The sequence below is a fragment of the Curtobacterium sp. VKM Ac-2889 genome (assembly GCF_015350855.1).
Classification (GTDB): Bacteria; Actinomycetota; Actinomycetes; order Actinomycetales; family Microbacteriaceae; genus Curtobacterium; species Curtobacterium poinsettiae.
Genome location: NZ_JADKSC010000003.1, coordinates 477445 through 503005 on the forward strand (window position 1 = coordinate 477445; position 25561 = coordinate 503005).

The following is a 25561-nucleotide window of genomic DNA, read 5'->3' on the forward strand; positions in this document are numbered from 1 at the left end:
TGGACGGGTGCCGCGAACGCCCCCGCTGTGAGGGACGATGCCAGCGACGGTCGCTACCCCTTGATGGCGATGTTCACGAGCTTCGGAGCCCGGACGATCACCTTCACGATCTCGCGGTCACCGATGTACCGCTGCACGTTCGCCGAGGACCGCGCCAGCTGCTCGAGCTCGTCCGCCTCGATCGACTTCGACACCTCGAACGAGTCACGCACCTTGCCGTTGACCTGCACGACGGCCGTCAGGGTCTCCTGCACGAGCAGCGTCGGGTCGGCCTTCCGCCAGCCGTACGTGGCGACGGTGGCCTCGTAGCCCAGCCGCTCCCACATCTCTTCGCCGGTGTACGGCGCGAAGACGCTCAACGCGAGGGCGATGGTCTCGACGGCCTCACGCACGGCGGGGTCGCCGGCGCCGGGGCCGCTGTCGATCGCCTTGCGGGTGACGTTCACCAGGTCCATCAGTCGTGCGATCACGACGTTGAACTTGAACGCCTCCATCATGCCGGGGGCGTCGGCGAGGAACCGGTGGGTGACCTGGCGGAGTGCCCGGTCCCCGTCGGCCCACACGGCGTCGCGCGACGACGTGACGTCGAGCGCCAGCCGGTACGCGCGCGCCAGGAACCGTGCCGACGCGGACGGGGAGACGTCCTCCCAGTTGATGTCGTCCTCGGGCGGACCGGCGAAGCCCATCACCAGGCGGATCGCGTCGACGCCGTTCGCGTCGAGCTCGTCACCGAGCGAGACGCCACCCTTCGACTTCGACATCTTCGAGCCGCCGGACAGCACCATGCCCTGGTTGAGGAGCGCCGAGAACGGCTCGGTGAAGTCGAGGTACCCGAGGTCGAACAGGACCTTCGTGACGAAGCGGGCGTAGAGCAGGTGCAGGATCGCGTGCTCGATGCCGCCGATGTACTGGTCGACCGGGGCCCAGCGCCGCGCGGCAGCCGGGTCGAACGCCTGGGTGTCGTCCTGCGCCGACAGGAACCGCAGGAAGTACCACGACGAGTCGACGAAGGTGTCCATCGTGTCGGTGTCGCGGAGGGCCGGGGTGCCGTCGACGGGGTTCGGGACGTTCACCCAGTCGGTCGCGCCGCCGAGGGGCGAGGTGCCCTTCGGCTTGAGGTCGAGGCCCTCGGTGTCGGGCAGCACGATCGGCAGCTGGTCCTCGGGCACCGGGTGCTCCGTGCCGTCGGCGCCGTGGATGATCGGGATCGGGGTGCCCCAGAAACGCTGGCGCGAGATGAGCCAGTCGCGCAGGCGGTAGGTCTTGGCGGCACGGCCGGTGCCGCGCTCCTCGAGCAGGGCGATGGCCGCGGTGATGGCGTGCTGCTTCGACATGCCGTCGAGCGGCCCGGAGTTGATCATCCGGCCTTGGCCGGTCAGCGCTTCGCCGGTGGCGACCGGGTCGAGGGTCGGCACGTCGAAGTCGTCGAGCGTCGCACCCTCGGGGATGACCGGGATCGCGCCGGTGACGGCGGCGTTGGTGTCGACGACGACCTTGACGGGCAGGTCGAACGCCCGCGCGAAGTCGAGGTCGCGCTGGTCGTGTGCGGGAACGGCCATCACGGCGCCGTGCCCGTAGTCGGCGAGCACGTAGTCGGCGGCCCAGATCGGCAGGCGCTCCCCCGTCAGCGGGTGGATCGCGGAACGTCCGAGCGGCACACCGGTCTTCGGGCGGTCGGCGTTCTGCCGGTCGATCTCGGACGTCTTCTGCGTCGCCGTCAGGTAGGCGTCGAAGTCGTCACGGACGGAGGACGGCACCGACGGGTCGGCGACCAGCTCAGCCGCCAGGTCGGAGTCCGGTGCGACGACCAGGAACGTGGCCCCGTGGATCGTGTCCGGGCGGGTGGTGAAGACCGTGACGGGCTCGTCACGGCCCTCGATCACGAAGTCGACGTCCGCGCCGACCGAGCGACCGATCCAGTTGCGCTGCTGCGCGATGACCTTCGCCGGCCACCGCCCCTCGAGCTGGTTCAGGTCGTCGAGCAGCCGGTCGGCGTACTCGGTGATCTTGAAGTACCACTGCGTGAGCTTCTTCTTGACGACGACGGCGCCGGAGCGGTCCGAGGTGCCGTCGGCGAGGACCTGCTCGTTCGCGAGCACGGTCTGGTCCACCGGGTCCCAGTTGACCCAGCTGTCCTTGCGGTAGGCCAGGCCCTTCTCGTACATCTTCAGGAACAGCCACTGGTTCCACTTGTAGTACTCGGGGTCCGAGGTGTGGATCTCGGTGGTCCAGTCGAACGACGGCGCGTAGCGCTTGAAGGACGCCTTCTGCTGCTCGATGTTCGCGTAGGTCCAGTCCTTCGGGTCCACCCCGCGCTTGATCGCCGCGTTCTCGGCGGGCAGCCCGAACGAGTCCCATCCGATCGGGTGCAGCACGTTGAAGCCCTGCTGGCGCCAGTAGCGCGCGACGAAGTCACCGAGCGCCCAGTTCTCGGCGTGCCCCATGTGCAGGTCGCCGGACGGGTACGGGAACATCTCGAGGATGTACTTGCGCGGACGGGTGTCGTCGAGGTCCGTGGTGAAGAGCCCGAGCGCTTCCCAGCGGGGCTGCCACTTCTCCTGGATACGACGGAAGTCGTAGGCGTTCGGGTCCTCGGCGTGCTGGTCGGTGGTCACGGTCGTCAACGATACAAGCCGGGAGGCCCGTCCCGCGTCCGCCCGTCGGCTCACCCGGCGAGCAGGCGTCCGTCCCGCATCCGCAGGGTGCGGTCGACCAGGTCCGGCGCCACCGGGACGTGCGACACGATGACGACCGACCGACCCGCTGCGCGGGCGGTGGTGACGAGGTCGCGGAGCACCGAGTCGCCGAGGTCGGGGTCGACGTCGGCGGTCGGTTCGTCGAGCACCAGCACCGGGAACGCGTGCAGCAGTGCTCGGGCCAGGGCGAGCCGGTGCGCCTGCCCGCCGGACACGAGCACGCCGCGTTCCCCCACCGAGGCGTCGAGCCCACCCCGTCGGACGACCCAGTCCCCCAGGCCGACCCGGTCGAGCACGGCGAGGAGCTCGTCGTCGGTGGCGGTCTCGCGGGCGAAGAGCAGGTTCTGCCGCACCGACTGGTCGAACACGAACGGGTCCTGTTCGATCAGGCCGACACGGGCCCGCACGGCGTCCGGGTGCATCGTCCGCGCCTCGACGCCGTCGAGCGTGTAGGAGCCGTCGTGCTCCACGAACCGGACGAGCGCGTCGACGAGCGTGGACTTGCCGGCGCCGCTCGGCCCCTGCAGGACGACGACCTCGCCGGGGGTGAGCGTGAACGAGACCCCGTCGACCGCCGGCTCGGCGGCCCCGGGCCAGCGGACGGTCAGGTCCTGCACGGCGAGCGTGACCGACCCCTCGACCACGAGCGACGCCGGGTCGGCGTCCTCGTCGGGCTCGGGGACGATGTCGGCGGGCACCTCGGCGGGCACCACCTGCTCGACCCGGTCGGCGGCAGCACGTACCCGGCGGAGCGTCAGGACGGCGAGCGGGACGGTCCCGACGACCTCGAAGAGCGCGAGCGGCACGAAGACCGCCAGGGCCCAGAGCGGACCGACGAGCGCACCCGACACGACGGCAGGGGCACCGACGGCGAGGATCCCGATCACCGCACCGCCACCGACCAGTCCGACCAGGGCACCGACGAGCGACTCGACCGTGCCGCGGCGCCGGACGGCCCGGGTGACGCCGGCATCGAGCCGGGCGATGTGCGCGAGCCGTTCGTCGAGGGTGCCGTAGGCGGCGAAGACGTCGAGCGTGCGGACGGTGTCGAGCACGAGGTCGGCGACACGACCACGATCGGCGGCGGTCTCGCGGTCCGAGCGCTCGGCGATCGACCGGGTGACGATCGTGCCGATCAGGGCAGCGACCGCCAGCGCGAGGACGAGCACGAGCGCGGCCGGCACCGACACGAGCGCCACGGCGACGACCGACAGCACCGCGACGACCCCGGCGGACACGAGCGGGCCGACGACGCGGATCGGCAGGTCCTGCAGCCGGTCGGTGTCGGTCACCAGGCGCGTCATGAGGTCTCCGCGACCGGTGCGGCCGAGCCCGGCGGGCGCGATCGACGCGAGCCGCCGGTACATCTCGGTCCGCACCACGGCCAGTTGCCGGAACGAGGCGTCGTGCCCGGCGAGCCGGTCGACGTAGCGCAGCACGGCGCGCCCCAGCGCGAACGCACGCACGCCGACCATCACGAGCGTCAGGTACAGGATCGGCGGGTGCTCGGCGGCGCGGGTGATCAGGTAGCCACTGGCGGCGAGGAGCGCGACGGCGCAGACGGCGCTGAGCGAGCCGGCGGCGACCGCCTTCGCCCAACCCGACCCGTGCGGCATCGCGAGCCGCAGGACGGAGCCGCCACGGGCCTCCCGGCTCATGCGCGCACCCCCCTGCGGACCGTCACGGATCCGCCGACCGCGATGTCCACGCGGACGTCGGCCGCGGCGACGACCGCCGGTCGGTGGCTGGCGACCACGACGACGGCGCCGCCGGCCGCCAGGCCACGGACGGCAGCGACGACGCGCGCCTCGGCCTCGGCGTCCAGTGCGGACGTCGGCTCGTCGAGCAGCACGAGGGGTGTGGCGGCGCGGCGTACGCGGTACAGCGCGCGGGCGACGGCGACGCGCTGCGCCTGGCCACCGGACAGTCCGCTGCCACCGGCGCCGACCGGGAGGCCCGGGTCGAGTCCCAGCCCCGCGTCGCCCAGGGCGGTGCGCACGTCGGCGTCGTCCGGGGTCGCGCTGAGCGCGACGTTCTCGGCGATCGTCCCGCGCACGAGACGTGGCCGCTGGTCGGCCCAGGTGGTGCGCTCGGCGACGGATGCGCTGGCCGGGCCGGGCACGGTGACGGTGCCGTCGTGGGGCAGGACACCGCGGAGTGCGGCGATGATGCTGGACTTGCCGGAGCCGCTCGGGCCGGCGAGCACGACGACGGTGCCCGGTTCGGCGTGCAGGTCGAACGGCCCGATCACGACGTCGGGGCGGCGGACGGTGAGCCCGCGGACGTCCAGGGCGGTGGCGGCTTCGGCGCCGTCGGTGTCGGTCTCGCTCCCGCCGCTGTGCACCCGGATGCTGCGGCCCGGGGCCGGGGCCGGGGCCGGGGCGTCACCGTCGTCGGCGTCGTCCGCCAGGACGTCGAGCACCGCGGCCGACGCCTCGACGCCGTCCTGGGCGGCGTGGAAGTCGGCGCCGACCTGGCGGATGGGGGCGAAGGCCTCGGGTGCCAGGACGAGCACGAACATCGCGGCGCCGAGGCCGAGCGAGCCGTCCACCAGGCGGATGCCGATCGAGACGGCGACCAGTGCGACGGACAGGCTCGCGGCGAGCTCGAGCGCGAAGCCGCTCACGAACGACAGCCGGAGCACGCCGATCGTGCCGCGGCGGTACTCGTCGGTGACCGCCCCGATGCGACCGACCTGGCGGCGCGCACGACCGAAGACCTTGAGCGTGGCGAGTCCCTCGACCGCCTCGGTGAAGGCGCCACCCAGCTTCGCGAGGGCGTCCGACTGCTTCCGCTGCAGCGACTGCGTGGCCAGGCCGATCAGGATCATGAAGACCGGGATCACCGGCAGGGCGAACAGGATGATGAGCCCGCTGGTCAGGTCGCCCACGCCGATCGCGACCAGGAGCACCGGCGTCGCGATCGCGGTGAGCGCGAGCTGCGGCAGGTACCGGCCGAAGTAGGCGTCGAGGGCGTCGAGTCCGGGGCCGAGCGTGGTGGCGAAGCCAGCGCTCGACCGGCCGGCGAGCCACGACGGACCGCGCTCGGCGGCACGGGCGAGCACCGTCGTGCGCATCTCGCTCTTCACCTTCGCCGCGGCGCGGGCTGCCAGGTCGTCGGTGGCCCACGCCGCCACTGCCCGCAGGACGAACGCCCCGCCGAGCAGGGCGAGTGCCTGCCCGAACGCGGCCGGCACCGTGCCGTCGTGCACGGCGTCGACCCCGAGGGTGACGGCCGCGGCGATCCCCCACGCGATCCCGATGGTCGCGAGCGTGCGCAGGACCCCCGTGCCGGCGGCCGCGACGATGAAGCCGCGCGCGGTCCGGGACAGCCGCAGGAGTCGGGGGTCGAGGGGCTTCATCGTCGGATGCCTAGTGCGCTGCCGCGGTGATCTGGGCGCGGGAGACGCGCTTGCGGAAGATCCAGTAGGTCCAGGCCTGGTAGGCGAAGACCAGCGGCACGAAGATCAGCGCGACCCAGCTCATCACGCTCAGCGTGTACGACCCGGACGAGGCGTTGTACACGTTCAGGCTGTTCGCGACGTCGTTCGAAGCGGGCATCACGTCGGGGAAGATCGCCGTGAACATCGCGAGCACGATCGCGGCGATGGTGACCGCCATCAGGGTGAAGGCGCGTCCCTCCTTGCCCCAGGCGTTGCAGAGCACCGCGAGCACCAGGGCCAGGGCGGCGACCACGGAGAGCACCAGCGAGGCCGGGGTGGCGCGGACGAAGGCCATCGACACCAGGAACGTGGCGCCGACGACGATCGTGACGATGCCGGCCCGGGTCGCCAGGCGCTTGGCGCGTTCGCGGATCTCGCCCTCGGTCTTCAGCGCGACGAAGACGACACCGTGGGTGAAGAACACCAGCAGCGTCGCGGCACCGGTCAGCAGGGCGAACGGGTTGAGCAGGTCGAAGAACGTGCCGGTGTAGTTGTGCCCGGCGTCCATCGGGATGCCACGGACGACGTTGCCGAACGCGACGCCCCACAGGAACGACGGCACGGCGCTGCCGACGATGATCATCAGGTCGAAGCGGCGCTTCCACTCGAGGTGCTTGTTCTGGTGCCGGTACTCGAACGACACCCCTCGGGCGATGAGCGCGGCGAGGATGAGCAACAGCGCCAGGTAGAACCCGGAGAACATCGTGGCGTACCACTCCGGGAACGCCGCGAACAGGCAGGCGCCGGCCACGATGACCCAGGTCTCGTTGAGGTCCCAGACCGGGCCGATGGTGTTGATCAGGACCCGACGGTCGGTGTCGTCCTTGCCGAGGAACGGCAGGGACATGCCGACACCGAAGTCGAATCCGTCGAGGACGAAGTAGCCGACGAAGAAGACGCCGACGATCGCGAACCAGAGAACGGGGAGATCCATCAGGCAGCGTCCATTTCTAGTAGACCGTCACTTCGTGCTTGACCTCGCCGGTCTCCTCGTCGACCTCGTCCGGGTCGGCGGGGCCTTCTTGCGCGACCTTCTTGATGAGCTTGAACTCGACGACGGCCAGCGTGCCGTAGATCGCGGTGAAGACCAGCAGCGAGATGAGGACCTCGAGTCCGGTCACGTTCGGGGAGACGCCGTCCTTCGTCCGGAGCAGCCCGAACACGAGCCACGGCTGGCGGCCCATCTCCGTGAAGACCCAGCCGACGATCATCGCGGCCATCGGCAGCGGCGCCGTCCAGGTGGCGATGCGCCACACCCAGCGCTGCGTCGGGAACCGGCCCTTGCGGGTCAGCCAGAGTCCGACGAGCGAGACCATGACCGCACCGACGCCCAGGGCGATCATCCAGCGGAACGACCAGTAGGTGACCCAGATGATCGGCTTGTAGTCGCCGGGGCCGTAGACCTGGGTGTACTGCGCCTGCAGGTCGTTGATGCCCTCGACCGTGCCGTTGAACGTGTGCGTCGACAGGAACGACAGCAGGTACGGCACCCGGATCGAGAACAGCTCGTGGACGCCGTCGGGGGTGCCCAGCGTGAAGATCGAGAACGATGCGTCCTTGCCGGTGGCCGTGTTGTACAGCGCCTCGGCCGACGCCATCTTCATCGGCTGCGTGTCGACCATGGTCAGACCGAGCTGGTCGCCGGTCAGGACGGTGAGCGCCCCGGCCGCGAGCATGGTCCACATGCCGAACTTCAGCGCCGGCATCATCGTCTCGAGGTTCTGGTTGCGGGCCAGGTGGTAGGCAGCGACCGAGATGATGACCGCCGCGGCGACCATGAAGCAGGCGAAGAGCGTGTGCGGGAACGCGGCCAGCGCGACCTTGTTGCCGAGCACCGCCCAGATGTCGGTGAGCTCGGCGCGCCCCTTGGCCTCGTTCATCGCGAAGCCGACCGGGTGCTGCATGAACGCGTTCGCCGCGATGATGAAGTACGCCGACATGATCGTGCCCGCGCTGACGCACCAGATGCTGGCCAGGTGCAGGGCCTTCGGCAGGCGGTCCCAACCGAAGATCCAGATGCCGATGAACGCCGCCTCGAAGAAGAACGCCAGGATGCCCTCGAGCGCGAGCGGTGCGCCGAAGACGTCACCGACGAAGCGCGAGTAGTTCGACCAGTTCATGCCGAACTGGAACTCCTGCACGATGCCCGTCACGACGCCCATGGCGAAGTTGATGAGGAAGATCCGCCCGAAGAACCGCGTGAGCTGCAGGTAGTGCGCACGGCCGGTGCGGTACCAGGCGGTCTGGAACACGGCCACCACGGCCGCCATGCCGATCGTCAACGGGACGAAGAGGAAGTGGTAGATGGTCGTCAGACCGAACTGCCACCGCGACAAGAGGAGCGGATCGAGGAGGTCGTTCATGCGGCGTTTCCGAGACGGGTGGCCGCGCGCTGTTCGTGCACGTCAGTTGCTTCCTGTGGAACGGATACATCAGGTGTCACAGCCCTTGGGACACCCCAACGCTATCGCGACGTCCGTCGATTCGACAACTTGTAGAACCCTCGCGTGCACAAACGTGCAAAGCCCCTGCACGGCACAACCGTGCGGCACGGATGTTCGCTTCGCCCGGTCCGGAAACGACGACAGGCGCCGGGTGGACACCCGACGCCTGTCGCTTCGTTCGTGGAGCTGTGGCTACAGCAGACCCTCGGCCTTGAGCCAGTCCTCGGCGATGGTGGACGCCTTCTCCTTGTCGGCCGTGCTCTTGGTGTTGAGCTCGATCAGGGCATCCGTCGTGAGCTTCTCGTTGACCGAGTCGATCGCGTCGGCAGCCTTCTCGTTGACCTTCTTCGAGACGACCGGCACCACGTTCTGCGGCAGGATCAGGTTCTCCGGGTCCTTCAGCGTGACGAAGCCGTTCGCCTTGATGCTCGGGTCGGCCGTGTAGATGTCAGCCAGCTGGACGGTGTCGTCCTTGAGCGCCTTGACGGTCAGGGCGCCACCGCCGTCCTCGATCGCCTTGAAGTCGACGTCGACGCCGTAGACCGACTTGAGCCCCTTCGGCCCGTACGGCCGGGTCTGGTTCTCAGAGTTGGCACCCACGGTGAGCTTCTCGTCGACGTTCTTCAGGTCGGCCAGGCTCGTGACGTCGTTGTCCTCGGAGAACTTCTTCGTGACGGTGTAGCTGTCCTGGTCGGTCGCCTCGGCCTCGTCGAGGACGCGGAGGCCCTTCGGCAGGGCCTTGTCGAGTCCGTCGTCGATCTGGTCGGCGGTCTTCGCGTCGGAGTCCTTGTCGAAGTACTGCAGCAGGTTGCCGCTGTACTCGGGCATGACGTCGATGGCGCCCTTCTCGAGCTGCGGGATGTAGACCTCGCGCTGCCCGATGTTGAAGTTGCGCTTGACCTCGAAGCCGTCCTTCTCGAGGACCTGGGCGTAGAGCTCGGCGATGATCTCGTTCGAGTAGTACTGCTGCGAGCCGACGACGATGGTCTTCGAGTCGGACGAGTTGCTGGAGCCGCTGTCGAGCGGGTCGCTCGACGCGCAGCCGGCGAGGGCGGCGACGACGCCCACCGCCATCGCGGCGGCGACTCCGGCGCGGATCTTGGGTGCTGTGATCACGAGGGATTTCCTTCCGGGAGTGGATTGCGGGCTCGCTCTCGCGACCCCTGACGCTGTCGGGCCGACGGGTCCGCGGTGCCCTTCGGCACCGCCGCCCGCTGCAGCACGGCGAACACGATCTCGAACGCGATCGCGAGGGCGATCACGAGGATGGAGGCGCCGAGCATCTCGGCGTAGTCCTGGGTCTTCAGGCCGAGGAAGAAGTAGCCGCCGAGGCCACCGGCCCCGACGTACGCGGCGAGCGTGGCGGTCGCGACGACCTGCAGCACCGCTGCGCGGATCCCACCGATCAGGAGCGGGAGCCCGAGTGGGATCTCGACCTTCCACAGGATCTGCCACCCGGTCATGCCCTGGGCCTTCGCGGCGTCGACGACACCGGGGTCGACGGACTCGATGCCGGAGTAGGCACCGGCGAGCACCGACGGGATCGCCAGGATGACGAGCGCGAGCAAGGGTGCCTGCAGCCCGATGCCGAGCAGCAGGCCGAAGAGCGAGAGCACACCGAGCGTCGGGAGCGCACGCACCCCGCCGGAGACGGCGATCGAGACGCCGCGTGCTCGGCGGGTGTGCCCGATCGCGTAGCCGACCGGCACCGCGATGACCGCCGCGATGAGCACCGCGAGCAGGGTGATCCACACGTGCTCCCACACGCGCGTGGGGATGCCGTTGTAGCCGCCGTAGTTCGTGGGGTCGAACACCCACGCGAAGGCCTGTCCGATGATCACGAGGAGACCTCCGCTGCTTGCAGGACCCGACGGGACTGACGACGCGACACCGAGCTCGTGCGGGTCCACGGCATCACCAGTCGCCCGAGCAGCACCAGCAGGCCGTCGATGGCGAACGCGAGCACGAGCACCATGACGATGCCGGAGAGGATCTCTTCGTAGATCCCGCGCCCCAGGCCGTCGGTGAAGAGCAGGCCGAGGCTCGGGATCCCGAGGACCGCGCCGACCGTGGTCAGCGAGATCGTGGAGACCGCGACGACCCGGAGCCCGGCCAGCAGCACCGGACCGGCGAGCGGGAGTTCCACCCGGAAGAAGCGCTGCGCCGGCGAGTAGCCCATGGCGGTCGAGGCGGACTTGGTCTCGGCGTCGACCGAGGTCAGCCCGTCGACCGTGGACCGCACCATGAGTGCGAGGCCGTACAGGGTCAGGCCGATGACGACGTTGATCGGGCTCTGCAGGCCGGTGCCGATGATGCCCGGCAGCGCCACGAACAGGGCGAGCGACGGGATCGCGTACAGCAGACCGGCGAGGGTCACGATGCTGCTCCCCACCCCGGACGCGAAGCGCGACCCACCGGGCCGCTGCAGTCGGACGACCAGCCACCCGATGGGGATCGACAGCAGGAACGCCACGATGATCGGCGGGATCGCGATCGCGAGGTGGGAGACCGTGTTGTCCCAGATCGTGTCGAGGTTCGCCAGCACCCACTTCACCGGGTGCCCCCACCCTGCGCCGGAGCACCCGGTGCGTCGTGCGACGCTCCGGCCTCTGCTGCTCGGGTGTCGGACTGGGGCACGGCCTGGGCGGCGTCGACGACCCCGACGGGGCCCGTCAGCACACCGGCTGCACGCCCTTCGCCGTCGACGACGATCGGACCGGTCGGGGTCTGCTCGACCCGCAGCGCACGGCGCCCGCGGCCTGCGCCGATGAACGTCGCGACGAAGTCGTCAGCGGGTGCGGCGAGGATCTCGGCCGGCGTCCCCTGCTGGGCGATCTCGCCGCCCTTCTTGAGGATGACGACCTGGTCGCCGAGCTTGAACGCCTCGTCGATGTCGTGCGTCACGAACACGACGGTCTTGCCGAGCTCGCGCTGCAGCCGGATGAGTTCGTCCTGCAGGTCGTTGCGCACCAGGGGGTCGACGGCCCCGAACGGCTCGTCCATGAGCAGGATGTTCGGGTCGACGGCGAGCCCGCGGGCGACCCCGACGCGCTGCTGCTGGCCGCCGGAGAGCTGCGACGGGTAGCGGTCGGCGAACGCGCGGTCGAGTCCGACGGTGTCCATGAGTTCGAGGGCACGCTTGCGGGCATCGGCCTTGGAGACGCCGGTCAGCAGCGGGACCGTCGCGATGTTGTCGACGACCTTGCGGTGCGGCAGCAGTCCGGAGTTCTGCATGACGTACCCGATGTGGCGACGGAGCTCAACGGGGTTGATCCCGGCGACGTCCGACCCGTCGATCTCGACGGTGCCGGAGGTGGGGTCGACCATGCGGTTGATCATGCGGAGCAGCGTGGTCTTGCCACAGCCGCTGGATCCGACGAAGACGGTGGTGGTCCGGGACGGGATGACCAGATCGAAGTGCTCGACCGCAGTCGTGCCGTCCGGGTAGGTCTTGCGCACCGAGCGGAACTCGATCATGGGGTGCCCTTCTGTTCGGAGGTAGCCCGACTTCGGATGAGAGTACCCGGGGGTGCCGACATCGGTTCGGTCACGACGCCGCGTGACGGGTTCCGGACGACCGGGAGATCGTGGGACCACCACCGGTTCAGCGCGATGTGTCGGGGGACGACGACGCCCGCGCCTCCTGTTCGGAGGACACGGGCGGGTCGGTTCGGTCACCGGCGTGTCGCGCCGGTTCGACGGGGTCGTCAGGAGGCGGCGATCACCGATTCGAGGTGGGCGCGGTTCATCCGGCGGTACTCCTCGATCAGCTCGGTGTCGGGGTGCTCACGGTCGCGGTGTGCCCGCGCCAGCACCGCGTGACCGGACTCGGCGAGGACGACCCAGGCACGGGTGACGTGCTCGTCGTCCGGCAGACCGAAACGGTCGCGCATGATCTGGCCCACGGCTGCGCCGAGCGCACCCATGCGGTCTTCCGCGTCACCGGTCCCGGTGTCCGCCGGGTCGCCGAACCGGATCGCCCGGAAGCCGGGCTCGGTGCGGTACATCTCGGCGGTCAGGTCGATGAGCGCGTCGTTGGCGTCCTGCCAGGTCTCGGCGCCGCTGGCGTCGAGCGCCTCGACGAAGCGGGCGGCGAGCCGCTGGGTGCAGCGGATCGCGAGCGCCTCGACCACGGCGATGCGGTCCGGGAAGTACCGGTAGACGGTGCCGATCGACGCCCCCGCGCGCTCGGCCACCATGGCGGTCGTGAGCCGCTCGAACCCGATCTCGTCGATCACCGCGGCAGCGGCATCGAGGAGGCCGGCGAGGCGCGCCGAACTGCGGGCTTGGACCGGCTCGTTCCTGAGCAGTGATGATCCCCCCGGCAGAGCGTTCGTTACCTCGGTGACGAGCACGTGTTCTCCTCTTGCGCTCCAGCGCGGTTCGTTGGCGTGACGGGGACAACTTTCGCAGAACGGACCTGGAACGTGGCTGCGACTCACCAGTTGCGACGCACCAGTTCTGTCCAGCGCGCGGGTTTCGTCAGCCGCCCGTGGGAGGATGACGCCATGCCCGACCCGACGCCCCACGAGCCGTCGTTGGCCGAGCCGCTCCTGCACCGCGCGGCCCGCATCGAGGACGCCGTCCAGGAGTTCCGCGAGCACCGTGCACGCCGCCGCGGCCTGGTCCCCACGGTGGTCCCGTACACCGGCTACGGCGCACCCGGATGGGTCCGCATCCTCTGCCGCGTGCTGCTGACGCGCCGCGGTCTCGCCTCCGACGTCTCCTACGCCGGCGTCCGCGGCTGGAAGAGCTTCACGAGCGTCGCCGTCGACCACGCCGAGGTCACCGTCACCGCCGGCGGGGTTTCGCACGTGGTGCAGACCGACCGTGGCGGCGTCGTCGACACTATCGTCCCGATCGACCTCGAGCCCGGCTGGCGCACGGTGCGACTCTCGGCGGGTGGCGGGCGTGACGTCGAGGCCGACGTGTTCGTGGTGCACCCGGACACCCGCTTCGGGCTGCTGTCCGACATCGACGACACCGTGATGGTCACCTCGCTCCCCCGCCCCATGCTGGCCGCCTGGAACTCCTTCGTGCTCACCGAGCACGCCCGCCGCCCGGTACCCGGCATGTCCGTGCTCTACGAGCGGATCCTGGCGCAGCACCCCGGTTCGCCGACCGTGTACCTGTCGACCGGGGCGTGGAACGTCGCGCCGACGCTGCAGCGCTTCCTGTCGCGCAACATGTACCCGTCCGGCACGCTGCTGCTCACCGACTGGGGCCCCACCCACGACCGGTTCTTCCGCAGCGGCCAGCTGCACAAGCAGCAGAACCTCCGGCGGCTCGCCCAGGACTTCCCGGACATCCGCTGGCTCCTGGTCGGCGACGACGGGCAGCACGACGAGAGCCTCTACGGCGACTTCTCGCGGGAGCACCCGCACAACGTCGCGGGCGTCGCCATCCGGCAGCTGTCCACGAGCGAAGCGGTCCTGGCCGGTGGTCGTTCGCGGGCGCAGGAACGCTCCCGCGACTCCTCGGCGCCGTGGGTCTACGCCCCGGACGGCGCCGGGCTCTGGAGCGAGCTCGCACGCATCGGCATCATCGATTCCGACGCCTCCGAACCGGCCTGAGCGACCCCTCACAACGGTCTCGGCCAGGGCCACCCGTCGCGGACCGCGGCGCACGGCCAGCGGGTGTTCGATCGGTCCATGAGCACCGAGCCGGAAGCACCGCCCACCCCGCCGAACCGCATCGAGGACCACGCCCTGATCGGCGACACCGGGACCGCTGCCCTGGTCGGCCGGGACGGCACGATCGACTGGGCCTGCCTGCCGCGCTTCGACAGCTCGTCCACGTTCGCCTCGCTGCTCGGCACCGAGGACCACGGACACTGGACCCTGCGCCCCGTCGACGGTGACGCCACCGCGCGGTGGCGGTACCGCGGGGACACGCTCGTGCTCTCCACCGTCTGGACCACCCGTGACGGCGTGGTCGAGGTCACCGAGTTCATGCCCGTCGGGGCGCACCGGCCGTCGATCGTGCGCCGCGTCCGCGGCCTCCGCGGCACCGTCGAGATGCGCCAGACCCTGCGCATCCGGTTCGACTACTCACGCGCCCTGCCGTGGATCCGGCAGATCGGGGACGACGACGAACCGGCGCTCCTCGCGACGGCCGGCCCCGGCTCGGTGATCGTGCGCGGGCCGCGGTTCCGTGCCGACGACCACCGGCACACCGCCGTCACGACGATCCACGACGGCGAGGTGCTCGACACCGTGCTCACCTGGTACCCGTCGCACCGCGAACCGCCGGAACCCCTCGACGTCGACGCGGCCCTCGCCCACACCCTGTCGTGGTGGACGGGATGGACCGCGCCCGCACAGACCACCGGCCGGTACGCGGCCGCCACCCGCCGGTCGCTGGTGTTCCTCCGCGCGATGACCCACGGTGAGACCGGTGGCGTCGTCGCCGCAGCGACCACGGGCCTGCCCGAGGACCCCGGCGGCGAACGCAACTGGGACTACCGCTACGTGTGGCTCCGCGACGCGTCCCTCGCGCTCGCCTCGCTCATCGCCCACGGGTACCGGGACGAGGCCACGCACTGGCGGGGCTGGCTGCTGCGGGCCATCGCGGGCGACCCCGCGGACGTGCAGATCATGTACGGGATCGCCGGCGAACGCGAACTGCCCGAACGCGAGATCCCCGAGTTGCCCGGGTACCTCGGGTCGACCCCGGTCCGCATCGGCAACGGCGCCTCGACGCAGTACCAGGGCGACGTCTTCGGCGAGGTCCTGTCCGCGCTGCACGACGCCCGCGAGCTCGGGGTCGAGGAGAACGCCGACTCGTGGGCGCTGCAGCGGGCCCTGCTCGGCTACGTCGAGGAGCACTGGCAGGAGCCGGACAACGGCATCTGGGAGATGCGCGGTCCGCGCCGCAGCTTCACACACTCACGGGTGATGATCTGGGCCGCCTTCGACCGTGGGGTCGCCGCGGTCGAGGAGTTCGGCCTCGAGGGTCCCGTCGACCGTTGGCGGACGTTGCGCGACACGGTGCGCGCCGAGATCGAGGAGCACGGCTGGAACGCCGAGCGCGGATCGTTCCGCCAGCACTACGACACCGACGAGGTCGACGCCAGCCTGCTCGTCCTGCCGCAGGTCGGCTTCTGCCGCGCCGACGACCCCCGGATGACCGGCACGGTGCGCGCGATCGAGGAGGACCTGCGGGTCGGGGACGACGGCCTCGTGCTCCGCTACCGCACGACCGCGGGCTTCGACGGCCTGTCGGGCGCTGAGCACCCGTTCCTGGCGTGCTCGTTCTGGCTGGTTGAGCAGTACGCCGCCTCGGGCCGCGTGGACGACGCCGAGCGCCTGATGGACGTGCTGGTCGGGTACGCGAACGACGTCGGCATGCTCTCCGAGGAGATCGACGTCGCCACGGGCCACCACATCGGCAACACCCCGCAGGTGCTGTCGCACCTCACCCTGGTGTCGGCGGCCGACGCCATCGAGCGCGCCCGGGGAGCCGCCGTCGGACACCGCACACGGTTGTCCGTGCACGACGGGGGCACCCGCTCGTGGACCGGCGAGGGTGAGCGAGCCGGCTCCCCCGCGTGACGCCTCGCTCCACCCCGCGAAGACGCCGTCGTCGTCGCACCACGCCTCGACAACGTCGAGACGCCGCCGGATCTCGCGGCGTCTCGCCGACACGACGGCGTCTCGCGGTGCTCTGCACGCGACCCACAGACGGACGGGAGGCCCGGTGCCAGCTGGCACCGGGCCTCCCGTCCGTCAGGGCGTCCGTTCAGGACGTCGAGAACGCGTCCGTCAGGACGACGACTCCCAGTCCGCCGGGCCGCGCGAACCGGCGCGGTACTCCTCGAGCGGGACCTCGTCGGCCTTCCAGGCGGCGACGACCGGCTCGACGATCTCCCAGCAGCGCTCGGCCACGTCGCCGCGGATCGAGAGCAGCGGGTCGTCGTGGAAGATGCCGTTCAGGACCTCGCCGTACGGGGTGAGCTCGCCGTCGCTGAACGACGACGACAGGGTGACCTGCCCCATCTCGAACGGGTTGCCGCCACCGTTGGCCGACACCGTCAGCTCGATCTCGTCCGGGTTCAGGACGATGCGGAGCGTGTCGGTCTTCGGGCGACCACTCAGGCCGGAGGGCAGGCGCGTGACCGGCTTGAAGGTGATCAGCACCTCCTTGCGGCTGGCGCCGAGGGCCTTGCCGGAGCGCAGCGTGAAGGGGACGCCGGCCCAGCGGGCGGTGTCGACCTCGACCGAGATCTCGGCGAGGGTCTCCGTCTGGCGCGACGGGTCGACGCCGTCCTCTTCCTGGTACGAGGGCAGTTCCTTGCCGTCGATGGTGCCGGCCGTGTAGACCGCACGGCGGGACGCGATCTTCGCGTCGTCGCCCTTCAGACGCGTGGAGCGCAGGACCCGGGCGAGCGACGAGCGGAACTCGACCGCGTCGATCGCGGACGGGGCGTCCATCGTGACCAGGCCGAGGATCTGCAGCAGGTGCGACTGGATCATGTCGACCATCGCGCCGGCCTCGTCGTAGTACTGGGCGCGGTTCTCGAGACCGAGGGTCTCGTCGTAGAAGACGTCGACCTTCTCGATGTTCTCGGCGTTCCAGATCGGCTCGAACAGGCGGTTCGCGAAGCGCAGACCGATGATGTTCAGCACCGTGGTGCGGCCGAGGAAGTGGTCGGTGCGGTGCACGCGGTCCTCGGGGACGAGCTTGAGCACCGTCTCGTTGAGGGCCTGGGCACTCGCGACGTCGGTGCCGAAGGGCTTCTCGAAGGCCAGGGTCGTGCCCTCGGGGAGCTCGACGTGCTGGAGCGCCTCGCAGATGTCGGAGGCGATCTGCGGCGGGAGCGCGAAGTACAGGATCGGCTCGGAGTCGGCCGCGGCCAACAGCGCCTCGAGGTGCTTCGGGTCGGTGGGGTCGCCCTGGATGAACTGCGTCGACTCGATGGTCGCGTCGACCTCCGGCCCCTTGACGTCCTGCGACGCGAAGGACTGCGTGACGATGTCCTTCCACTTCTCGGGGCTGCGCTCGCTGCGGCCCGTGCCGATCAGCTGCACGGGGACGGCACGGCCGCTCTGCAGGAACGTGCCGAGGCCCGGCAGGAGCAGGCGGGAGGCGAGGTCGCCCGTCGCGCCGAAGATGATGAGGGTGCGCTTGTCGGTCACCTGAGGTGACTCCTTTCGCTGTGGTGGGAGGTCCGCTCCAGTCAAGTCGCGGGCGGGCCCGTTTGTTCCGGATCCGAACCGGAGATCTGTGCCCGGACGCACTTCGGGCGGCACCGTTCTGGTGCCGCCCGAAGTGTCAGGTGCGCTGCAGCGCCGGGTCAGTGCCCGAAGTTGCCGCGGTAGTACTCGTAGACCCAGCCGACCAGGGTGATCGCCACGAGGACGAGACCGATCGGGACGATCCAGAGGCCGGCTGCCACGCCGAGGAAGCACACGGCGACCGCGGCGGCCAGCAGGATGGGCCACCAGGACCAGGGGCTGAAGTGCCCGAGTTCGGCGTCGCCGTCCTCGATGTTTGCGTCCGGGCGGTCCTCGGGCAGGACGCCGCCCTGGGACGACATCACCTTGCCGAGGTAGAAGGCGATGAACGCCGACATGATGCCCGTCAGGCCGATCGCAACGGTGCCGACCCACTCCGGGTGACCGTAGTAGAGCATCGCCCAGATCGTGTACGCGGCGTCCGCGAGGATGAAGAACCCGAAGAGGATCCAGAACAGGTTGGTGTTCGCGCGCATGGCGTTACTTCACCTCGCCCTTCGCGGCGTCGTAGGTCGGGGCATCGGGGGCGTCCTTCGCGGGACCGACACCGATCGGCACACCGGCCTCGGGGTGGTTCAGGTCGAACGCCGGGGACTCCGAACGGATGCGCGGGATCGACGTGAAGTTGTGGCGCGGCGGCGGGCAGGAGGTCGCCCACTCGAGCGAGCGGCCGTAGCCCCACGGGTCGTTCACGGCGACCTTCGGTGCGTTCCGAGCGGTCACGTAGACGTTGAAGATGAACGGCAGGAACGAGATCGCGAGGATCATCGAGCCGATCGTCGACAGCTGGTTCATCCACGTGAAGCCGTCGTTCGGCAGGTAGGTCGCGTACCGACGCGGCATGCCGATGACGCCCAGCCAGTGCTGGATGAGGAACGTGGTGTGGAACCCGATGAACAGGAGCCAGAAGTGGATCTTGCCGAGACGCTCGTTGAGCATCTTGCCGGTCCACTTCGGCCACCAGAAGTAGAAGCCGGAGAACATCGCGAACACGACGGTGCCGAAGACCACGTAGTGGAAGTGCGCGACGACGAAGTACGAGTCGGACACGTGGAAGTCGAGCGGCGGCGACGCCAGGATGACACCGGTCAGACCACCGAACGTGAAGGTGATCAGGAACCCGAGGGCCCAGAGCAGCGGGGTCTCGAACGTGACCGAACCGCGCCACATCGTGCCGACCCAGTTGAAGATCTTCACGCCGGTCGGGACCGCGATGAGCATCGTCATGAGCGAGAACCACGGAAGCAGGACGCCACCGGTGACGTACATGTGGTGTGCCCACACCGTGACCGACAGGGCCGCGATCGAGATGGTCGCGTACACCAGGGTCTTGTAGCCGAAGATCGGCTTGCGGCTGAACACCGGGAAGACCTCGGACACGATGCCGAAGAACGGCAGCGCGATGATGTACACCTCGGGGTGCCCGAAGAACCAGAACAGGTGCTGCCAGAGCAGGGCCCCGCCGTTGGCCGGGTTGAAGATCTGGGCGTTGAACACACGGTCGAGACCGAGGCCGAAGAGCGCCGTCGCGAGGACCGGGAAGGCCATCAGGACGAGGAGCGCGGTCACGAGGGTGTTCCACGTGAAGATCGACATGCGGAACATGGTCAGACCCGGGGCACGCATCGTGATGATCGTGGTGATGAAGTTCACCGCACCGAGGATCGTCGAGAAGCCGGTCATGCCCAGGCCGAAGACCCAGAGTGTCCCGCCGAGCCCTGGTGTGAACGTCGTGTCACTCAGTGGCGCGTAGGCGAACCAGCCGAACGAGGCAGCGCCCTGCGGGGTGAGGAAGCCGCCGACCGCGATGAGCGAACCGAACAGGTAGAGCCAGAAGGCGAACCCGTTGAGTCGCGGGAAGGCGACGTCCGGCGCACCGATCTGGAGCGGCATGATCGCGTTCGCGAAGCCCGAGAACAGCGGCGTCGCGAACATCAGCAGCATGATCGTGCCGTGCATCGTGAACAGCTGGTTGTACTGCTCCTTCGTCGCGACCACGTGCAGGCCGGGTTCGAAGAGCTGGGCACGGATCACGAGGGCCATCACACCTGCGAGCAGGAAGAAGACGAACGACGCGATCAGGTACATGTACCCGATGGTCTTGTGGTCGGTGGAGGTGATCCACCGGACGACGATGTTGCCCTTCCGGCCCACCTTCGACGCCTGGAAGTCCGGCGAAGCGGTCTGGGTCGGTTGGCCGACGAGTGACGTTGTCATCTGACGAGCCCCTACTTGTTCTCGCTGGACGCCTCGACCGGCGCCTTGTTGTTCGGTTCGTTGGTGTTGGTGTTGTACTCGTTGCCGAGCAGACCGACCTTGCCCTGGTCCTTCAGGGTGCCGAGGTACGCCTCGTACTGAGCGGGCGTGACGACCTTCACCTGGAAGAGCATCAGCGAGTGGTACTCACCGCAGAGCTCCGCGCACTTGCCCTGGTACGTGCCGAGCTTCTCCGGGATGAAGTACTCCCAGTTGGTCTTGCCCGGGAGCATGTCCTTCTTGTACAGGAAGTCGATGACCCAGAAGGAGTGGTCGACGTCGCGCGACGAGAGTTCGATCGCGACCTTCTTGCCCTTGGGCAGGTAGAGGGTCGGCAGCTGCGACTCGTCGATCGCCCCCTTGGCGTTCTCTTCTTCCTGGGCCTGGATGCCCTGGTAGTAGACGCTCTCTTCGGGGTTGTCCTTGTTGATGTAGTTGAAGTCCCACGCCCAGCGCTTGCCGTACACGTGCACGGTGGCGTCGGGGTCGGCGAAGGGCTTCTCGATCGCGGCCTGGTCCTTCGCGGTGAAGGCGAAGAAGCCGAGCACCAGGATCAGCGGCACGATCGTGTAGAAGATCTCGAGCGGCATGTTGTACCGCATCTGCACGGGCAGGCCGGTCTGGCCCTTCCGGCGGCGGTAGACGATCGCGGCCCAGATGATCAGGCCCCACACGATCAGACCGACGGCGAGGAGCACGACCCAGCTGGTGGTCCACAGGCCGACGATGCGGCTCGTGTGGTTGGTGACGTTCTTCGTCTCCTCCGTGCCGGGGAGCCATCCGTTCATCTGCTGCTGCGTGCAGCCAGCCAGTGCGATGACCAGACCGACGGCCACCGGGACGGCCGCCCAACGTATACGGCGATTCGAACGCACTGTTACCTCTCGCAAAAGACGTGAGCTTCGGAAGGTCAGCCCGTCGTGTCCGACGGCGAGCCGCACGAAGGCGGCGCTTGGCTGGCTCCCAGCTTGATTGGAACACTCCTAGCTTACTCGCAGCTCGCCACCGCTCGCGCACACACGCCACGGTTCTGGCCTCGATCCGCACGTCGGCGGGCACGATTCCCCCCGGTTCCGCCGCGCCCCGGCGCGCCACGTCCGGTCACACGAACGCGAGCGGGGAGCGACCGTTCCGGTCGCTCCCCGCTCGCGTGTCGGATCGCTGGCGATCAGTGGAAGCTGTCACCGCAGGCGCAGCTGCCCTGCGCGTTCGGGTTGTCGATCGTGAAGCCCTGCTTCTGGATCGTGTCCTCGAAGTCGATCGTCGCGCCGTCGAGGTACGGGACGCTCATCTTGTCGACGACGACCTCGACCCCGTCGAACTCGGCGGTGACGTCACCGTCGAGCATGCGCTCGTCGAAGTACAGCTGGTAGATCAGGCCCGAGCAGCCACCGGGCTGGACGGCGAGGCGCAGGCGCAGGTCGTCGCGGCCCTCTTGTTCGAGCAGGCTCGCCACCTTGCCGGCAGCGGCGTCGCTCAGGAGGACGCCGTGCGACGGGGTCTCGGTCGCCGGTGCTTCGGTGATGGTGTCGCTCATCGCGCGTCTCCCTCCGGGCGGTGCTGGTCACCGCGCCTGGCCTCGATTGTAAGCACCCTCAGCTGCGCGTCGCGAGCCTGGCGAGCAGGATCGTCTCCGACGCGATGGCACGGTGCAGGACGCCGAGGTGCTGCGACTCGTTCGGGCTGTGCGCACGGGTGTCCGGGTCCTCGACGCCGGTGACCAGGATCTGCGCGTCCGGGAACTCCGCAGCCAGGTCCGACACGAACGGGATCGACCCGCCGATGCCCTGCTCGACCGCCTCGGCACCCCAGCCCTCGCGCATGGCCGTGCGGGCCTCCTGCACGGCCCAGCCGGCGGTGTCGACGAGGAACCCGTCGCCGCTGTCCGGCTCGGTGACCTCCATCCGTGCGCCGAACGGGACGTGCTCGCGCAGGTGCCGTTCGACGGCAGCGGCGGCCTCGCGGGCGTCCTGGCCGGGGGCGACGCGGACCGAGACCCGTGCCGAGACCGTGGGCAGCAGGGTGTTCGAGGCGTTCGCGACGCTCGGCACGTCCATGCCCGTCACCGTGATCGACGGCTGGAACCACATGCGGGACAGCACGGCGCCGGTGCCGATCGGGCGCACACCGGGAACGAGTGCGGCGTCGACGGCGAGTTCGTCCTCGGTGCGCTCCGGCACGTCGGCTTCGTACGAGGCCAGCCCCTCGACGGCGACCGACCCGTCGGCGTCGTGCAGCGAGGCGAGCAGCCGCACCATCGGGATCATCGCGTCCGGGGCCGCTCCCCCGAACATGCCGCTGTGGCTGGCGTGCTCGAGCGTGGTCAGGGTGAGCTTGAAGGTGACGTTGCCGCGCAGCGACACCGTGATCGACGGCACCTCGGTCGACCAGTTGTCGCTGTCCGCCACGACGATGACGTCGGCGGCCAGGTGCTCCTTCTGCTCGCGCAGGAAGGTGCGGAACGAGCGGGAGCCGAACTCCTCCTCGCCCTCGACGAACAACACGATCCCGAGGTCGAGGTCATCGCCGAACTGGGCGTGCACCGCGCGGAGCGAGGCGATGTGGGTCATCACGCCGGCTTTGTCGTCCGAGGCGCCGCGACCGTACAGGCGGTCACCGCGGAGCGTCGGCTCGAACGGCGGGGTCTCCCACAGGGCCTCGTCGCCCTGCGGCTGCACGTCGTGGTGGGCGTAGAGCATCACCGTCGGCTTGCCGTTCCGCGCCGGGCGCACCGCGAGCACCGCCGGCTGGCCGAGCTCGGTCTCGGCGTCCGCCTCGGCGACGTCGGCGGTCGAGCCGGACACCGCCGACCGCACGATCCGGACGTCGTCCGGGCCGAAGACCCCGGTCGACCGCGCCAGGTCCGCGACGGCCTCGGCGCTCGCGCGCACGTTCGACGGGTCGAAGGCCGACCAGGAGACCGACGGCAGGCGCACCAGGGCGGACAGGTCGGCGATCGTCGTGGGCAGGGCCCCCTGGACGTGTTCGCGCAGGGCGTCGAGGAGCGCGGGGTCGGTCGCGGGGCTGTGCTGTTGGCTGTCGGTCATGCCCGGTAATCTAGAGGAGATCCCGCACGCACACCGCCGTTAGGAACGCACCGTGGCGAAGGCAGCCCCCAAGACCAACACGACCGTCAACCCGACCGAGGCCGAGCTCCTCGAGCAGGGCAAGGGCCGCCCGACGCCGTCCCGCCGCGAGCGAGAGGCAGCGAACCGCCGCCCCCTCGTCGGCAACACGCCGGTCGACAAGAAGGCAGCCCGCGCACGCCTCAACTCCGAGCGCGAGCGTGCCCGGGTCGGCATGGCCAACGGCGAGGAGCGCTACCTGCCGGCGAAGGACCGCGGTGAGCAGCGACGCTTCGTCCGCGACTGGATCGACGCCCGCTGGAACGTCGGCGAGGTCATGATGCCCGTGCTCGTGCTGTTCCTCATCGTCGGGTTCGCCGCCGCGCAGACGGTCATCGCGTCCTACTCGCTCCTGCTGGTGTGGGCGTTCGTGGCGCTGTTCGTCATCGACTGCGTGGTGCTCTGGCTGTCGCTCCGCCGCAAGCTCACCACCAAGTTCGGCGACTTCCAGCGCGGCACGTTCCTCTACATCCTGACGCGGGCGTGGCAGCTGCGGTTCCTGCGGCTGCCGAAGCCCCAGGTCCGGCGCGGCGAGTACCCCACGCTCTAGCCACACGCACACGAACGAAGCGCCGCCCGGCAGGCCGGGCGGCGCTTCGTCGTTCCCGCTCCCCTGTTCCCCGCTCCCCCGCTCCGCATCGGTGATCGAGTGAGCAGAACACGACGGGTCGACTGGCGAGCCACGGCGCGTTCTGCTCACCCGATGGCGCAGGCGCGCCCCAGGACGGACGGGAGGCCCGTGGCGGCGTCGCCACGGGCCTCCAGTCCGGATGGTGGTCGCGACTAGCGCGCGGCGCGACGCAGCCGACGTCGGCGCAGCCGGTTGATGCGCGCCGCCCAGGTCGGCCCCTCGTAGAGGAACGCCGTGTAGCCCTGCACGAGCGTCGCCCCGGCGTCGATGCGGTCCTGCACGTCCTGCTCGGTGGTCACGCCACCGACGGCGATGACGCAGAAGTCCGCCGGCACGGCGGCGCGGACCCGACGCAGGACCTCGAGCGAACGCGCGGCGACCGGCGCCCCGGAGAGTCCACCGGCACCCATCGCCTCGACGTCGGACGGGTCGGCCGTCAGTCCCTCGCGCGCGATCGTCGTGTTGTTCGCGATCACGCCGGACAGCCCGAGCTCGACCGCCAGGCCCGCGATCGCGTCGATCTGCTCATCGGTCAGGTCCGGTGCGATCTTGACGAGCACCGGGGTGCGCCCCGCGCCGTCGCGCACCGCGGAGAGCAGCGGTCGGAGCTGGTCGAGTTCCTGCAGTCCGCGCAGACCGGGCGTGTTCGGCGAGCTGACGTTGACCGCCAGGTAGTCCGCGAACGTCGCCAGGCGGCGGGTGGACTCGAGGTAGTCGTCGATGGCGTCCTCGACCGAGACGACCCGGCTCTTGCCGATGTTCACGCCGATCACGGGCCGACCCGGGTTGCGGCGGGCGCGCTCGAGGCGTCGGGCGGCCGCTGCGGCACCGTGGTTGTTGAAGCCCATGCGGTTGATCAGAGCGCGGTCGCCGATCAGGCGGAACAGGCGCGGGCGCTCGTTGCCGGGCTGCGGCTTGGCGGTGATGGTGCCGACCTCGACGTGGCCGAAGCCGAGCAGACCGAGCCCGGCGATGCCGCGGGCGTCCTTGTCGAAGCCCGCCGCCAGGCCGAAGCGCGACGGGAAGTGGATGCCCATCGTGGTGATGCCGTCGGCTGCCGACGGGCGGCAGTACCGTTCGACGACCCCGCTCAGGAACGGCACGCGGGGCAGCCCCGCGATGACGGCGAAGGCCAGGTGGTGGGCGCGTTCCGGGTCCATGTTCGCGAACACGGAGCGGAACACGACGCGGTACCCGCCGCGCACGATCCGTTCGGCGATGCCGCTCACGCGCGTGTGCCGGACGGTGCGGACGAGCCGGCGGCGCTGTCGGCCGTCCCGTGGTGGTCGCGACGGAGCTGGCCGATGGCGTCCTCGAAGTCCTCGAGTGAGTCGAACGCCTGGTAGACGCTCGCGAAGCGCAGGTACGCGACCTCGTCGAGCTCCCGCAGGGGCGCGAGGATCGCGAGGCCGATGTCGTTCGCGTCGATCTGGCTGGACCCGGAGGAGCGCACGGTCTCCTCGACGCGCTGCGCGAGGACGGCCAGGTCGCCGTCGGTGACCGGGCGCCCTTGGCACGCCTTGCGCACGCCGGAGACGATCTTGTCGCGGCTGAACGGCTCGGTGACGCCGTTGCGCTTCACCACGTTGAGCGATGCGGTCTCGGTGGTCGAGAACCGTCGACCGCAGTTGGGGCACTGTCGACGGCGGCGGATGGAGGTTCCGTCGTCGCTCGTCCGTGAGTCGACGACGCGGGAGTCCGGGTGGCGGCAGAAGGGGCAGAACATGTCGT

General features: G+C 69.9%; 21 protein-coding genes. 3 read left to right on the plus strand and 18 right to left on the minus strand.

What is annotated here, in order from left to right; all coding sequences use genetic code 11:
* Window positions 1-53: 53 nt before the first annotated feature.
* The 10 genes from leuS to ITJ50_RS12490 form a co-directional block, all read right to left on the minus strand.
* Window positions 54-2615: a leucine--tRNA ligase gene (gene leuS / locus ITJ50_RS12445; RefSeq protein WP_139179704.1), complete on the minus strand. Its 2562-nt coding sequence runs from the start codon at window positions 2613-2615 to the stop codon at window positions 54-56.
* 50 nt (window positions 2616-2665) lie between these two features.
* A complete protein-coding gene (gene cydC / locus ITJ50_RS12450) occupies window positions 2666-4354 on the minus strand; it encodes a thiol reductant ABC exporter subunit CydC (protein ID WP_194590606.1) in 1689 nt (562 codons plus the stop codon).
* A complete protein-coding gene (gene cydD / locus ITJ50_RS12455) occupies window positions 4351-6057 on the minus strand; it encodes a thiol reductant ABC exporter subunit CydD (protein ID WP_194590607.1) in 1707 nt (568 codons plus the stop codon). Before cydD ends, cydC begins: the two co-directional genes overlap by 4 nt.
* A 10-nt stretch (window positions 6058-6067) precedes the next feature.
* The gene (gene cydB / locus ITJ50_RS12460) at window positions 6068-7072 is read right to left on the minus strand and encodes a cytochrome d ubiquinol oxidase subunit II (protein ID WP_017886655.1); all 1005 of its coding nucleotides are present in this window, start codon (window positions 7070-7072) and stop codon (window positions 6068-6070) included.
* Window positions 7073-7088: 16 nt separating this feature from the next.
* The gene (locus ITJ50_RS12465; protein ID WP_017886654.1) at window positions 7089-8501 is read right to left on the minus strand and encodes a cytochrome ubiquinol oxidase subunit I; all 1413 of its coding nucleotides are present in this window, start codon (window positions 8499-8501) and stop codon (window positions 7089-7091) included.
* 273 nt (window positions 8502-8774) lie between these two features.
* Window positions 8775-9698, minus strand: a complete 924-nt coding sequence (locus tag ITJ50_RS12470; RefSeq protein ID WP_017886653.1) for an ABC transporter substrate-binding protein — start codon at window positions 9696-9698, stop codon at window positions 8775-8777.
* On the minus strand, window positions 9695-10423 hold the full coding sequence (locus ITJ50_RS12475) for an ABC transporter permease (RefSeq protein ID WP_017886652.1): 729 nt from the start codon (window positions 10421-10423) through the stop codon (window positions 9695-9697). Before ITJ50_RS12475 ends, ITJ50_RS12470 begins: the two co-directional genes overlap by 4 nt.
* On the minus strand, window positions 10420-11136 hold the full coding sequence (locus tag ITJ50_RS12480; RefSeq protein ID WP_017886651.1) for an ABC transporter permease: 717 nt from the start codon (window positions 11134-11136) through the stop codon (window positions 10420-10422). Before ITJ50_RS12480 ends, ITJ50_RS12475 begins: the two co-directional genes overlap by 4 nt.
* Window positions 11133-12059 carry an ABC transporter ATP-binding protein gene (locus ITJ50_RS12485; RefSeq protein WP_017886650.1) on the minus strand — a complete coding sequence of 309 codons (927 nt, stop codon included), beginning with the start codon at window positions 12057-12059 and terminating at the stop codon, window positions 11133-11135. The genes ITJ50_RS12480 and ITJ50_RS12485 overlap by 4 nt, the downstream gene beginning before the upstream one ends.
* A gap of 230 nt (window positions 12060-12289) precedes the next feature.
* Window positions 12290-12820, minus strand: coding sequence for a TetR/AcrR family transcriptional regulator (locus ITJ50_RS12490; protein ID WP_052481628.1), 531 nt, complete (start codon window positions 12818-12820; stop codon window positions 12290-12292).
* A gap of 270 nt (window positions 12821-13090) precedes the next feature.
* On the opposite strand from ITJ50_RS12490, the gene ITJ50_RS12495 reads away from it, so the two are divergent.
* Together ITJ50_RS12495 and ITJ50_RS12500 are read left to right on the plus strand one after the other, a co-directional pair.
* Window positions 13091-14155: an App1 family protein gene (locus ITJ50_RS12495; RefSeq protein ID WP_194590608.1), complete on the plus strand. Its 1065-nt coding sequence runs from the start codon at window positions 13091-13093 to the stop codon at window positions 14153-14155.
* Window positions 14156-14233: 78 nt separating this feature from the next.
* Window positions 14234-16135, plus strand: a complete 1902-nt coding sequence (locus ITJ50_RS12500; protein ID WP_017886647.1) for a glycoside hydrolase family 15 protein — start codon at window positions 14234-14236, stop codon at window positions 16133-16135.
* Between the two features lie 210 nt (window positions 16136-16345).
* On the opposite strand, the gene ITJ50_RS12505 is transcribed toward ITJ50_RS12500, so the two are convergent.
* From ITJ50_RS12505 to ITJ50_RS12530, 6 genes are all read right to left on the minus strand, one after another.
* On the minus strand, window positions 16346-17719 hold the full coding sequence (locus ITJ50_RS12505; protein ID WP_017886646.1) for a glucose-6-phosphate dehydrogenase: 1374 nt from the start codon (window positions 17717-17719) through the stop codon (window positions 16346-16348).
* 158 nt (window positions 17720-17877) lie between these two features.
* A complete protein-coding gene (locus ITJ50_RS12510; RefSeq protein WP_017886645.1) occupies window positions 17878-18294 on the minus strand; it encodes a cytochrome c oxidase subunit 4 in 417 nt (138 codons plus the stop codon).
* A 4-nt stretch (window positions 18295-18298) separates the two neighbouring features.
* Window positions 18299-20035: a cytochrome c oxidase subunit I gene (ctaD, locus tag ITJ50_RS12515; RefSeq protein ID WP_017886644.1), complete on the minus strand. Its 1737-nt coding sequence runs from the start codon at window positions 20033-20035 to the stop codon at window positions 18299-18301.
* Between the two features lie 11 nt (window positions 20036-20046).
* Complete coding sequence (coxB, locus tag ITJ50_RS12520; protein ID WP_031259441.1) at window positions 20047-20949, minus strand: cytochrome c oxidase subunit II; 903 nt, start codon at window positions 20947-20949, stop codon at window positions 20047-20049.
* 293 nt (window positions 20950-21242) lie between these two features.
* Window positions 21243-21611 (minus strand): HesB/IscA family protein, encoded by a 369-nt coding sequence (locus ITJ50_RS12525; protein ID WP_017886642.1) that lies wholly within the window; start codon window positions 21609-21611, stop codon window positions 21243-21245.
* Window positions 21612-21669: 58 nt separating this feature from the next.
* Window positions 21670-23121, minus strand: coding sequence for a dipeptidase (locus ITJ50_RS12530; RefSeq protein ID WP_017886641.1), 1452 nt, complete (start codon window positions 23119-23121; stop codon window positions 21670-21672).
* A gap of 52 nt (window positions 23122-23173) precedes the next feature.
* Here ITJ50_RS12530 and ITJ50_RS12535 point away from each other — a divergent pair, with 52 nt between their 5' ends.
* Complete coding sequence (locus ITJ50_RS12535) at window positions 23174-23749, plus strand: DUF3043 domain-containing protein (RefSeq protein ID WP_140447944.1); 576 nt, start codon at window positions 23174-23176, stop codon at window positions 23747-23749.
* 233 nt (window positions 23750-23982) lie between these two features.
* Here the strand turns inward: ITJ50_RS12535 and ITJ50_RS12540 are convergent, their stop codons facing one another.
* The gene (locus ITJ50_RS12540) at window positions 23983-25059 is read right to left on the minus strand and encodes a quinone-dependent dihydroorotate dehydrogenase (RefSeq protein ID WP_082509342.1); all 1077 of its coding nucleotides are present in this window, start codon (window positions 25057-25059) and stop codon (window positions 23983-23985) included.
* Window positions 25056-25556, minus strand: a complete 501-nt coding sequence (nrdR, locus tag ITJ50_RS12545) for a transcriptional regulator NrdR (protein WP_017886638.1) — start codon at window positions 25554-25556, stop codon at window positions 25056-25058. Before nrdR ends, ITJ50_RS12540 begins: the two co-directional genes overlap by 4 nt.
* Window positions 25557-25561: the final 5 nt, after the last annotated feature.